The 12,117-nt window shown below is 43.4% G+C and carries 11 protein-coding genes; 7 read left to right on the top strand and 4 right to left on the bottom strand.

Going from position 1 to position 12,117, the window contains the following annotated elements; all coding sequences use genetic code 11:
• The first annotated feature begins 58 nt into the window (after positions 1-58).
• Positions 59-298, top strand: a complete 240-nt coding sequence (locus AAEY75_RS08270) for a DUF2789 domain-containing protein (RefSeq protein WP_197101534.1) — start codon at positions 59-61, stop codon at positions 296-298.
• Between the two features lie 115 nt (positions 299-413).
• On the opposite strand, the gene ribF is transcribed toward AAEY75_RS08270, so the two are convergent.
• Complete coding sequence (gene ribF / locus AAEY75_RS08265; protein ID WP_197216520.1) at positions 414-1,448, bottom strand: riboflavin biosynthesis protein RibF; 1,035 nt, start codon at positions 1,446-1,448, stop codon at positions 414-416.
• Positions 1,449-1,814: 366 nt separating this feature from the next.
• On the opposite strand from ribF, the gene AAEY75_RS08260 reads away from it, so the two are divergent.
• The gene (locus tag AAEY75_RS08260) at positions 1,815-2,414 is read left to right on the top strand and encodes a GNAT family N-acetyltransferase (RefSeq protein WP_197216522.1); all 600 of its coding nucleotides are present in this window, start codon (positions 1,815-1,817) and stop codon (positions 2,412-2,414) included.
• 55 nt (positions 2,415-2,469) lie between these two features.
• Here AAEY75_RS08260 and AAEY75_RS08255 read toward each other — a convergent pair whose 3' ends face one another.
• The 3 genes from AAEY75_RS08255 to ampD form a co-directional block, all read right to left on the bottom strand.
• Positions 2,470-2,988, bottom strand: a complete 519-nt coding sequence (locus AAEY75_RS08255; protein ID WP_227681308.1) for a hypothetical protein — start codon at positions 2,986-2,988, stop codon at positions 2,470-2,472.
• 123 nt (positions 2,989-3,111) lie between these two features.
• Positions 3,112-4,662, bottom strand: a complete 1,551-nt coding sequence (gene murJ / locus AAEY75_RS08250; protein WP_197101540.1) for a murein biosynthesis integral membrane protein MurJ — start codon at positions 4,660-4,662, stop codon at positions 3,112-3,114.
• Positions 4,663-4,797: 135 nt separating this feature from the next.
• Entirely contained in the window at positions 4,798-5,385 is a 588-nt protein-coding gene (ampD, locus tag AAEY75_RS08245; RefSeq protein ID WP_197216524.1) for a 1,6-anhydro-N-acetylmuramyl-L-alanine amidase AmpD, read from the bottom strand.
• 191 nt (positions 5,386-5,576) lie between these two features.
• Here ampD and AAEY75_RS08240 point away from each other — a divergent pair, with 191 nt between their 5' ends.
• From AAEY75_RS08240 to gshB, 5 genes are all read left to right on the top strand, one after another.
• Positions 5,577-7,751, top strand: a complete 2,175-nt coding sequence (locus tag AAEY75_RS08240) for an Lnb N-terminal periplasmic domain-containing protein (RefSeq protein ID WP_197216526.1) — start codon at positions 5,577-5,579, stop codon at positions 7,749-7,751.
• Positions 7,752-7,814: 63 nt separating this feature from the next.
• The gene (locus AAEY75_RS08235; protein WP_197216528.1) at positions 7,815-8,654 is read left to right on the top strand and encodes an SDR family oxidoreductase; all 840 of its coding nucleotides are present in this window, start codon (positions 7,815-7,817) and stop codon (positions 8,652-8,654) included.
• Between the two features lie 337 nt (positions 8,655-8,991).
• Positions 8,992-10,032, top strand: coding sequence for a hypothetical protein (locus AAEY75_RS08230; RefSeq protein ID WP_197216530.1), 1,041 nt, complete (start codon positions 8,992-8,994; stop codon positions 10,030-10,032).
• Between the two features lie 61 nt (positions 10,033-10,093).
• Complete coding sequence (gene pyrE, locus AAEY75_RS08225; RefSeq protein ID WP_197216532.1) at positions 10,094-10,816, top strand: orotate phosphoribosyltransferase; 723 nt, start codon at positions 10,094-10,096, stop codon at positions 10,814-10,816.
• 216 nt (positions 10,817-11,032) lie between these two features.
• Positions 11,033-12,004, top strand: coding sequence for a glutathione synthase (gene gshB, locus AAEY75_RS08220; protein WP_197216534.1), 972 nt, complete (start codon positions 11,033-11,035; stop codon positions 12,002-12,004).
• The last annotated feature ends 113 nt before the right edge of the window (positions 12,005-12,117 follow it).

Raw genomic sequence — 12,117 nt, 5'->3', positions numbered from 1 at the left:
AAAGTGGTAAGCATAAATAATAATCACAAATAAACCTGCATTATCTAGGGAGAAAAATATGATGAATGAACCTGAATATAATATAAATGAATTATTTGCGCAGCTAGGACTTGATAGCTCAGATGAAGCAATCGATAGCTTTATTGAAAAAAACAAATTGGCAAAAGAAGAGAAGCTAATAGAGTCAAATGTCTGGACCGAAAATCAGCGTATGTTTTTGCAAGAAGAATGGGAAAAAGATGCGGAATGGGTAGAAGTCATTGACGACTTAAACGTACGTATGCACCCAGATGCCTAGCTATAAAAGCAAGCTTGTAAAGAAAGAAAGCTTATAAAAAAGCAAGCTCATAAAAAAACCCACAAACATTTATGTTGTGGGTTTTTTTATGAGTTAGATATCTGTTCTAACAAGGTTATTGTTTTGCTAGCCACTCAATCAACTCTTTTACATCGTTATGAATGCCAGTCTTTAATGCCTCTAAGCCATCGTAACGTCGTTCACCATGCAGATAATGCAAAAATCGAACCTGTAGAGTCAGGTCATATAAATCAGCTTGCAGCTCTGGGAAATGAACTTCCAAACGCCAATTATGCTCTTTATCTACTGAAGGTCTGGTACCGATATTGGCTGTACCAAACAAGCTATCAGCACGTAATCCTGCTATACCAGTTTGTCCGTTGACCGCATTTACAGTTAGGCCATTAGGAATTATTTGACCATTATCATCGAGACTGACCACATCGACACCGAATATGCCATGCAACGCAGGCTTTAAGCGTTTTAGATCAATATTAGCAGTAGGGAAGTCTATCGTGCGGCCAATTTGATCACCACTGACGACCAGTCCTGTAATCGCATAGTCGCGACCTAGTAAGGTATTGGCGGCATCGATATCACCAGCCAACAGCATATCACGCACACGAGTAGAGCTGATACGTGCCGCATTATCACTACTGTCAGTGACAGTATGTAAGTTGGTCACATCCAGACCATAATCACGCAAAAACTGACTGTCACCAGTACGGTCATGACCAAATTTGAAGTCATCGCCCAGTACTAAGGCTTGTACATTCAAGCGCAGTGCCAAAATATCTGCAAATGCTTGTGCGGATAGCGACCGGAAATCTGTATCAAATCCCGCCACAATTAAAGTTTCAACACCATACTCTGCTAGCAAGGCTTGTTTTTCAGCGAGATTGGTTAAGCGAGCAGGCGCAGTGGCTGTCGCAAAAAACTCACGAGGCTGTGGCTCAAATATCATGACAGCAGAGCCAAGATTTTGCGCCTGTGCAATTTCTCTGACTTGTGTAAGCATCGCTTGATGCCCCAAATGTACGCCGTCAAAATTGCCAATAGTGAGCACACAGGGCGCTAGATCTATTGGGCTAATATTGGCAGGCAGTGTACTTGGCGACGCAATCAGTTGCTCAAGAAAATAGGTGTTCATAAATTTTCAGCTATGATAGATAAGACCAGATAAAAAAGAAAAACACACCATACCAAAAATCGATGTGTCTAAAATCAGCCATTATAAAGTAAAATGGCTATACTAACATCCTATAGTCTACTCATAATATAAGTAGGGCGCTGTCAGTTCCGCTATTATAAAGAAACACTTGAGCTTATCTTCCTTTGACGACTATCGTTAGCAATCAGCTATATAGTGGATTCAGTTTAAAAGAGAGTCAAGGCAACCGAGTGCAGATGTATATGTGATACTTCAAGCGAGGTTGACGCTGTAGCTCTTTTATAAAAGATTGACTATATTCAAAAATTCCTGCGAATCATACAACCAACTAACTATGGAGCTCTTATGTCCGATGTTGCCTTGAATGCTGTGCCATCTATCTTACCTCAACACAATCTTAATGACGATTTTATCGTACAGCGCGCAAGTGAGAGAGACCTGCCAGAGATATTAGCGATTTATAATCAAAGCATTGCAGGTAAGCAAGCAACAGCCAACCTTGTTCCAGTGACCTGTGAAGAGCGTGCAGATTGGTTTGATGAGCATTTAAATAGCGCCACGCGACCTATTTATGTCGTTCGCTCAGTGACAGAAACCACCGAAAGTGGTAAGCAAGCAGAGTCTTCGCCGATAGTGGCATGGGGCAGTTTTAGTGATCTTTATGCACGTATGGCGTACCATATCAGCACCGAGATTAGTATTTATTTGCACGAAGGGCATCAAGGAAAAGGACTGGGCAGTTTACTGACACGCTGGATGCTTACTCAAGCACCAAGCTTAGGGATTCAAAATATCATCGCGCTTATCTTCGCACACAACCAACCAAGCTTAGGGTTGTTCCGTAAGCTTGATTTTGAGCAATGGGGTTATATGCCAAAGGTTTGTGATATGGAAGGTTTTATGGCGGATGTTGTCATGCTTGGAAAAGCGGTGACAATAGACTAGAACCTGTTAGACAGAAAGGAAAATCAAATAGCATCATGCTTGATAGTGTGATGCTTTAGCCTAAGATTTTCCATTGACCGTCTATTTCTTGTAGTTCGTAAGTCAAAGGTGCAGGCTCACTCTGTCCTTTTAACATCAGCTCACCAGTGATGGTGGCACGAGTTTTATCATCGTTATATTGAGTGTCAGTAATAGTGACACCCTCCACGGTTTGCTGAAAGGCAGACTGAGTTTTTGCTAGCTCTTCTTCAAAGTTTGCCATATCTACTTCATAGTATCCAGCGGCTTGTTTTACATCACCGTAGTACAGGCTATCCAATGCTTTCTTAACCGTGTCTTCTGGCGTGCCAGCTTCAGTAGGATTGGTGACTAGGCTTTTTTGCTGAGTAGCCTCTTTATTACTATCAGCTGTTTTTTCATCATCAGTTGCGCTATGAGAATCGGCCACTTCTACTTTGTGTACCGTTTCTTCTGTATCGACATCATTGCTGCAACCACTCAGAAGCAATCCAGTACTCAGTAGACCAGTCGCAAATAAGATTGGCAAACGTGGAATTATCAGCTGTTTAGTCATTATAAGACCTCAAAATTTATTTATTAATGCATAAGCTATTATGACAAATATTCGTATCGAACACTGTCAGTTCTCAGGCCAAGCTTGTTTTGGTTTCGTAAGTTAAGGCCTTGTTTGGTATGTTTAGCCATGCTTTAGTTGGCGGGGGCGGAAGCCTGTAGCGAGTAATACCACACCATAAACCAAAGCACCCACGGCACACATAATAATAAGAGCAGTAATACGTCGCCACTGAGCATCATCGGCAGGGAAATAGGGCAACATGAAATACAGCACTGCAATCATCGCGGTTGTAGAAATGGCAAACTGGGCAAACAGTTTTTTCCAGTGGCTACCAAAACGGAAAATATCGCGCTTATGTAAGAAATAATACAATAGCCCTGCGTTTACAAATGCCGCACCTGTGGTTGCTAATGCCAAGCCACCGTGTAGTGGAATCTCCAAGAAATAGAAAATACCAATAAAAATAACACTAAAGACCATATTGGCTATAACGGAGATGATACCGATTTTTACAGGCGTTCGAGTGTCTTGACGTGCAAAAAATGCAGGGGCAAATATCTTAATCAACATAAAGCCTAAGATACCACCAGCCATACTACGCAATGCTAGCGAGCTCATTTGTGCATCACGCAAAGTAAATTCACCACGCAAAAACAATGCTTGCATTAATACATCTGCAAGTATAAATAGCGCTGCTGATGCCGGAACACCTACTAATATGATTAAGCGTGCCGCCCAGTCAATCGTCTTTTTGAAGCTAACGTCGTCTTGCATCGCTTCACTTTTTGACAGACTTGGTAATATGACTGTACCAATTGCCACGCCAATCAGACCTAGTGGCAGCTCGCTCATACGCTCTGCAGCATACAACCAAGAAACCGACCCACCAATCATTAATGATGCAAAGATGGTGTTTAATAGTAAATTAATCTGAGTGACAGAAACACCAAAAATGGCAGGGAGCATGAGTTTTAAAATACGGCGAACGCCTTCATGCTGAAAGTCAATCTTTGGAGCGACCAGCAGTTTTTGTTGCCATAGCTGTGGCAGCTGTAGCAAAAACTGTAGCAAACCTGCGATAGCGACGGCATAGCCAAGTGCCATGATAGGGGTATCGAACATTGGGGCGAAAATCAGTGCACCACCAATCATGCATAAGTTTAATAACACTGGTGCAAACGCTGGTGCAGCAAATCGTCCGTAGCTTTGCAAAATACCACTGGCAAAAGCCGTCATGGAAATGAATAGCAAATACGGAAAGGTTAGGCGTAGTAATTCAGCAGTGATGGCAAATTTATCGGGTTGATCGGCAAAGCCGGGTGCAAACAACGTCACGACCCAAGGCGCGATTAAGATAACCACGACTGTCAGCATGGATAGAACCATTAACAGAGCACCTGAAGTGCGACTGACTAAAATCTGTACTTGCTGTAGGCTGTACTTTTCTTTGTATTCGGATAGAACAGGTACGAACGCTTGGCTAAAAGCGCCTTCTGCAAATAGACGTCGCAAAAAGTTGGGTATCTTAAAGGCGACCAAAAAGGCATCCATCAGACCACCAGCGCCAAAAACACCTAACAATACGACATCGCGTACTAGGCCTAAAATACGAGACAGCATGGTCATACTGCTGACCACCATGGTTGAACGAAATAACCGACTTTTTGCCATGAGAACCTATCTTGCTAAGTTGTATTGGGTTGTGTGCTGATTTTCTGTGTTGAAAAACTGACGAATTATATCACTTTCATAATCGAGATAAATGGATTGAATGTGGAATATGACATGTGGACAAAATAGGGTGTTTTATTTTAATAGAACGGCAACGTTTTCACGCAGTTTTGTCCATTCAAAATAATCACCAGGATCTGTCTTACGTCCTGGCGCGATATCGCTATGACCTGTCAAGTGACGACGAGTTTTAGGATAAGCTTCATAGATAGCACTGACGACCTGTGCGAGCCTGTCATATTGCATGTCAGTGAAAGGCGTAAAATCTGACCCTTCGAGTTCGATACCAATGCTATAATTGTTACATTCAGGTCGTCCCAAATAGCTTGATCGACCGGCATGCCAAGCACGCTCGTTAAAGTTTACAAACTGAGTGATCGACCCATCACGCTCGATAAATAGATGCGCAGAAACTTCGGTCCCTTCTATAGTTTTAAAGTAGGAATGGGCATTCCAATCTATTTGATTGGTAAACAGCGCCTTAACATAGTGAGTGCCATCAGTGTCGCAAGCGCCGAATTCGTTGGGTGGCAAGCTGATATTATGAATGACGATAGTGTCGATATTCATATCTGCTGGTCGCATATTTTTGTTGGGCGATGCGAGCCATGTGGCTGCAGATAATAAGCCGTCTTTAATAGTCATTGAGGATGATTTGGACATAATATTCTCTTTTACTAAAATTTATCAAACACGCCCCAGAGATTTAAACAATCTAGGTCGAAAACGGGTTTTGGATTGTTTTATTTAGGGTCTGTTGCATATTCAACAGACCTTAACACTACAGTAGACATTATTAGTCAGCCCCTAATCACGCTATCAGCGTATGAATAATAACGTGCGAGGTTTTACTCATGGCTACAAAGCCTATGTCTCTATCAGTCGATTGTACCTTAACAATAACTTGCCAACGAGCCTGTTTGCCACTTGCTATCGCTGGGTTACTATTCTCTGGCCAAGCACAGGCTTTTTTGCCAACACCAGAATCGCTAGTAACCACAGGTGAATTGGCGAGTGAGCCACAAACACCGATAAATAGTAATACGACACATACCATGCCACATGATGGCGCTGAAGAAGAAACTAACAACACGCAAAGTATGCAAGGCGTACAAGACAGCAGTGCTCAATCGTTATTAGCCACGTGGCGCACACAAGCAAAAACAGAAAATCTGGCACAGCATACAACGTGGCGACGATTACTGTATTTCTTTGATGATCAAAAGAACTTAATTGGTAAGAAAAAAAACACCAGTATGGTTGATGACGCTGGCTTCTTTTTAAGTGAAAATGGTCGGAGTGATTCAGGTGCAGAGCTTGATGCTCTGCTTGTTGCCCTTGCCGACGAAATGCAGGCCGCTACTAATAAAAAGACCGCTAATAAAAGTTCTGCCCAAATAACCGACGGCCATTCTGTCAGTAGTCGTGCTGTCGATAGCAACTCTGTACTATGCCGTTTTCCAGCACGAGTACAATGGCTGACTGATACGTTGAATATTGACGACACTGTGCTACAAGCTGACTGTCCAGAGCTAGATAAGTGGATGCAAACGATTGCACCTGAGCAGCTGTCTCTCATGTTTGCACAGGAGTATTTGGACAATCCTCTCTCAGCGTTTGCTCATACTCTGCTACGTATCGACTCAAAAGAAAGCGTCGCTGATCCTAGCCAAATTCATCACGCTCATGCGTTGAATTATACGGTAGATGGCAATCCTGAGGATAGCTTTCCAGTATACTCCGTCAAGTCAATGATTGGTGCTTATGACAGTCTTATTGAGATTGACCCTTATCCTGAAAAGCTCGTGAATTATCTACAGGGAGATGAGCGCGATACGTGGACCTATCAATTGGATTTGACACCAAGCGAAGTTCAGAAAATCATGTTGCATGTCTGGGAAACCAAGGATTTGAAGTTACCATATTACTTCACCACAGATAACTGCGCATCTGAAGTGTTGCGTCTAATTGACGTGGTGCGCCCGCAGCAGCATTTATTAAGCAGATTGCCTTATGCGGTCATTCCTTCAGATGTCGTGCAGTTACTTAATAGTGAAGGTTTGCTTGCCAGCAGTATTTACACCCCAGCTGATAGTACCTTACGCCAATCTCAGTTAAATAAAGTGAGGCAGCAGCGTGAGCAACTTGGCTATCACAACAGCGCCACACAGACGATTGACGAGATTAAATCTGCTCAGCTCAATGCTGTCTCGAGCATGTCAGCTGACAAGCAAACATTATTGCCGACTAGTATCGTTGTATCAGATAACAATCCTGTTGACAGACATCCGCTGACATTGGGGAGCATCGGGATAGGGCAGCGCGGTGACAATAACTATATCGATCTGGGCTTGCGGGCAGGATTCCATGATACGCTTGACCGCTCATCAGGATATCCGCAGTTTTTTAATTTAGAAGGCATTGCGGCGACCTTACGTTTATATGACACGGATAATGATAAAGACAATCAGCCAAAAAATGTGGTCTTGCAAAATGCCACGTTAATTCGCGGTCGTTCTTTTAATCCTGTTAATTCTGCCAAAAAAGGTAAAACGTGGGGCGCAAGTATCGAAGCGACACGCGTCAATGACGGTTCGCAGAAAGACGGCACAGACCATTTAGTGGGGAGCGTGGGCTACGAGACAGGGTGGTCTTGGGCATTTGGAGCCCCCAATACAGATACTGGCGAGATGCCGCCGCAATTATGCTACACCTTGTTGTCCGGTACGACGCAAGTAGGTCGTGGTATCAATAAAGGCTTTCGTGTCGGTGCTGGTATAAATGCTGGCTGTCGTTATCAAATTAACAATCAGTTACGCGCGCAGGCTGAATTGCAACTGCCATATTGGTATCATGGCAGCAGCGATGAGTCGAACATTCGCGGTCATTATTGGCAACCGATATCGACGCTAGGTCTGCAATACGATATTGATAAAAAACAAGCACTACGCATCAATGCCAATTACGAATGGCAAGAACGTATCGATGCCAATGAAGATATACAGCTGTCATACAGACGCTATTTTTAGACATTGATTTAGAAAAAATTGCTTCTAAGCGCCGTAATGGTTGTATAAAGGGAAGAGTTATTTATGAATATGCAACATTTATTAATTATTGGTCAAGGTGATATTGGATTACCAGTGACCAATAAGCTTGCGCAGGATGGCTTGAATGTCACGGGTCTGGCTCGTGGTGAGCGGCAGGATTATGCGTTGGATGATAAAGCCATATTTAAACAAGCCGATGCATTAACGCTGACTGCCCAAATCTTGCAAGGTTTTACGCATATTGCCATTATCGTCACGCCTGATGAGTATTCGAGCAGCGGCTATCACAACAGTTATCTAGCGATCTGTCAGCACTTGGCAAATCTTGCAGAAAATCTGACCAACCTTGAGCGCATTGTCTTTATCTCATCAACGGGTGTCTATGGCCAAGACAATGGCGAGTGGATTGATGAGCATACTGCACCCATCACGCCTGCGCGCGACGCGTCAAAGGTCATACTGCAAGCAGAACAAGCGCTGCAACAGGGCTTTGGAAATAAGGCCGTGGTCATTCGTCCCAGCGGTATCTATGGGCGCGAGCGGTTAATGCGCCTACGTAAAGCCCGCGAGCCGCAAAAAGAGCCAGTGGCCGCGAGCCATTGGAGCAATCGAATTATGGATCGTGATTTGGTCAATATTATTGCCAATGTATTGACCATGGATTCGCCAGAGCCAATATATCTGGCGACTGACTATGCACCAGTGACAACATTGGAGTTGAGTGTTTGGTTAAGTGAGCAAATAGGCGAGACACCTCCTGCCATGGATAACGAAAAAACAGCGGTTACGGGAAAACGCTTGCATAGCAACATTCCATTAGCTTGGCTAGATTATCCTGATTGGCAAGCAGGTTACCGTGATATTTTGAACCATCAAGCATAATTAGGGCATGTCCTCAATCTGAACATTAAGCTTTAAATGGGCTAAAAATGGTCAAATATTTGCTAAACTGCGTCAAGTAGCTTGCTAATATCTCGATATTATCTGTACTACTTTCCTTATTTGGCTGCAATTTATCTCATTTTTATCACCATTTTCAAAATGAGGACACGCCCTACATCAAAAAAGTAAGTCTAGTCGTGGTTAAACTCATCCAGTGGGTAATGTATAGTACTGGCGTTCGTGTTCCTCGCTACTCTAATTTTTGTGAATGGTATAAGATGACCGTTCGACCTGATTTACCTTATTCGTTTTATATTTTATAGTCTATGGAGCTCTCATGACCCAGCCTTCTACTTCTGATAACTGCTTATCCAGTGCTGACATCACAGCAGCAGGTGGCAAGCGTACAGAAGGCAGTGCTGAGCAGTCGCCTGTTTTTTCTGATAGTACACAACCTGCCATCGTGCATCCTAACTTTGATCCTAAGCAGTCTCCACTTGATCCTGCAAGGCCTTTGACTGATATCCCAGAGCCTGCGCGTCGTCTAAATACTCAGCTGCGTCGTTTATATGGTAACGCTGCCCGTTTTTATCAGCCTAACAAAGACAGTCTATCGAAATGGGCATTAATTGCTTCAGAAGTCTTGGGTGAGCATCTGTCGTTACTGAGTGCAGCGGAGCTTGCTGAATTTCCGGACAGCTTTTATCATAATAATAGCGAGCAACCGTTGTTGTCAGCATTGACGAATATGACGTTGTTAGATATGTCAGATATTCAGCAAGCGCTTCAGGCTTATCCAAAACTACAGCGTTATGGTTTTACGCTTGCTGGCAGTCCGTTAAGCGCTGATTTGAATGGTGCTGATGCCGGTAACTGCAATACCAGTAATCGTAATGCCAGTAACAGTAAAGTTAGAGATGCTTCAACCTCTCTGCGTGCATTGACCAAACGTTATAATCCTGATGAGCTACTCAGTAGCCTCTATGCCGATGATTGGCAAGTGATTTTGCAGCCGCAGCAGTTTGAGACGGGCGAGGGTAGTCTGGCCACTGATATCATGGCGTGTAGTGTTGCCGTCCATGCGTTGCAGCAGTGCAGTACGCGCAAAAGTATCAATCATAGTTATAGCGCGGCGCAAATTTGTCAGCATGTACGCAGTTATCTGCTTAGTCAGGTCATCTGTGAGCCATCGCAGCGTCATGCATACCGTCAGGTGCGTCTATTTACGGGACATATTATTGTTGCCGCTTATCACTTGGGCTGGGAGATACAAGTGAGTCATGATGGTCAGTGCTATTTCAATCTCTCATCACGTAGTGGTCTATTGACCCGTTATCCTAATATGCAGGATTACGACATCAATGGTTGGTCAAGCTGATCAATAATGCGTACAATAATGCCAATTTTTTGCCCTCATTTTTGTTAATAGGAATGCCTTAATGTCCAATGCTCGTGTACCTAATAATTCAGTACCTAATGCTCAGCCTACTTTCTCATCGCATCAATTCATTCAATTGGCTTTAGATAACCAAGTCCTTAAGTTCGGTGAGTTTGTCCTTAAGTCTGGTCGTATTAGTCCATACTTTTTTAATGCAGGTTTGCTGGCGACAGGTGAGATGTTATCGTTGTTAGCACGTGGTTATGCCGACGCCTTAGCTGAACAGATGGCAGCGACCAATAACGGTACAGATGAGCAAGAGCTGGTCATTTTTGGTGCCGCTTATAAAGGCATCCCATTTGTTGCTGCCACCGCACAAGCATTATGGAACCATCATGGTATCAATGCTAAATGGGGTTACAATCGCAAAGAAGCCAAAACCCATGGTGAAGGTGGTAACTTGGTGGGTGCTGATGTCAATGGCAAAGCGGTTTGGGTATTAGATGATGTCATTACAGCTGGTACAGCCATGCGTGAAGTGGTCGAGATTTTAGAGCAAGCGGGCGCAAGCGTTGCCGGTATTATTGTCGCTCTTGATCGTAAAGAAAAAGGTCAAGCTGAGCATTCTGCTATTCAAGAACTGGCTTCGACCTTAGAGGTCCCTGTACGCGCACTCATCGATATTGATGATTTAATCAGCTATCTAGCAGATGACAATAGCCAATACAAAGATGCGACTCAGCTTGCAAAAATGCAGCATTATCGCACGCAGTACGGCGTATAATTTGTCGTAGATGGTTTTATGAGCGAGCATCTTTTATGCTGAATAGATGATATTTACCTATTTAACCGCTCATATCTGCCTATTAACAATATAGTCGAACCACTCTTAAAGTGTTATGACGTTAGACTCGCTTAGCCTACTACTGTAGTACTTGCGCTCGTCTGCCTTATACCATTTTTAAGATTGATTGACTATACAACGTAAGTGAGTTTTGTTATGAGTCTAGAAAATCAAAAAAAATCGTTAAACATACTCGTTATTATGGATCCTATCGAGCAGGTCAATTATAAAAAAGACACTACCTTAGCCATGATGTGGTCAGCACAAGATCGCGGGCATAGCTTAGGATACTGTCAGATTCAAGATCTTTGGTTGGATCGTGGGCAGTTGATGGTCGATACGCAGCCAGTAACGGTAAAGCGTGATCCTAAAGACTTCTATACATTAGGTGATAAAACAACGGCACCGGTTAGTGATTATGACGTGATTTTGATGCGCAAAGATCCACCGTTTGATATGCGTTTTATCTATACGACCTATATGCTCGATCATGCAAAAGCGACAGGCGTACTCGTGGTCAACGATCCGCAAGCCATCCGTGATTGTAATGAGAAATTGTTTGCCACTTGGTTTAGTGATTATATGAGCCCAACGATTGTGACCAGTAAACAGGCGCACATTCGCAAGTTCATTGCTGAGCAGCAAGATGTTATTGTCAAACCCCTAGATGGTATGGGTGGTACAGGTATCTTCCGTCTGACTGCTGATAGCCCAAACATTGGTGTCACACTAGAAGTATTGACGGAGTTAGAGACGCTGCCAATTATGGCACAGCGTTATTTACCAGAGATTGTCGAAGGCGATAAACGCGTATTAATCGTCGATGGTGTGGTGGTAGGTTATAGTTTGGCTCGTATTCCGACCAAAGGCGAGACCCGTGGTAATCTAGCTGCAGGTGGTAGTGGTGTTGCTATGCCGTTGACTGATATCGAACGTCAAGTGGCAGAAATAGTAGCACCTATTGTGAAAGAAAAAGGTCTTATGTTCGTTGGCTTAGATCTCATCGGCGGTCGTATTACTGAGATTAACGTTACCAGTCCGACTTGTGTACGCGAGATTGACGATCAGTGTGGTACAGACATTGCGACGGACTTTATTATCGCCATTGAAAATAAATTCACGATTTGAGCATCGTAGTAATGATAGGGTGATTTATCATTAAGGTATGTGCACAATGATAAAAAAATAGTTGTGCTAATATATCTTGTCGAAACGTGATTGAAAATGTCGATTTTATCGAT

The organism is Psychrobacter sp. TB55-MNA-CIBAN-0194, assembly GCF_040309505.1.
Taxonomy (GTDB): domain Bacteria; phylum Pseudomonadota; class Gammaproteobacteria; order Pseudomonadales; family Moraxellaceae; genus Psychrobacter; species Psychrobacter fozii.
Note: the sequence above shows the minus strand (reverse complement) of the source record. Positions and strands in the feature narration are given on the sequence as shown.